Source organism: Massilia sp. CT11-108 (genome assembly GCF_047302915.1).
GTDB lineage: Bacteria > Pseudomonadota > Gammaproteobacteria > Burkholderiales > Burkholderiaceae_D > Telluria > Telluria orientalis.
On sequence record NZ_JBKYMO010001039.1, the window covers coordinates 1 to 856 of the forward strand.

The following is an 856-nucleotide window of genomic DNA, read 5'->3' on the forward strand; positions in this document are numbered from 1 at the left end:
GGCGGCGCCGAAGAGCTTCTTCCCGCAGGAAGACACCGGCCAGATGACAGTCAACGTCGACGCCCCGCAGGACATGTCGTACGAAGGTCGCCTGGCGGTGCTCAAGCGGATCGAAGCGGTGCTGATGAAGGACCCCGGCGTCAGCGACGTCGCCTCGAAGGTCGACCACGACACCACCAATCTCTATCTCACCCTGAAGCCCCGCGGCGCGCGCCCACCGCTGGCCGAAGTGCTCGGGCAGCTGCGCGCGGAGACCGCCTTCCTGCCGAACGTCAAGGTGTTCTTCAGCCCGGTGCAGAACCTCCGGATCGGCGGACGTGGCTCGAAAAGCACCTACCAGTACACGCTGCAGGCCGTCAGTCCCGCCTCGCTCGAGACCTCGGCCGCCCGCCTCGTCGAGGAGCTGGGCAAGTCGCCGGTGTTCGTCGGCCTGGCCACCGACTCCCAGCGCGACGGCCTGGAAGCGCGCCTCGAGGTCGACCGCGACAAGGCCGCGCAGCTCGGCGTCGACCTGGCCACCGTGCGCGCGACCGTGTATGCGGCGTTCGGCACGCGCCAGGTGTCGACCATCTATGCGCCCGAGGACAGTTACCAGGTCATCATGGAGCTGGAAGACCGCTTCCGGCGCGACGAGACCAGCCTGGAAAAAATCCACGTCCGCAGCAGCCAGGGCGCCCTGGTTCCGCTGAGCGCGTTCGCACGCGTCGGACGCGGCCCCGGCACGATGGCGGTCAATCACCAGGGCCAGTTGCCGGCGGTGACCATCACATTCGACCTGGCACCCGGCAAGTCGCTGTCCGACGCCGGCGCCGCCATCGACGCGGCGCGCCACGCGATCGCGCTGCCGGCGACCGTC

1 protein-coding gene is annotated in these 856 nt (G+C 69.2%); it reads left to right on the plus strand.

Annotated features, from left to right (window positions below):
* The coding region (locus ACEN88_RS32980; RefSeq protein WP_413346500.1) for an efflux RND transporter permease subunit at positions 1 to 856 on the plus strand (856 nt) is incomplete at both ends.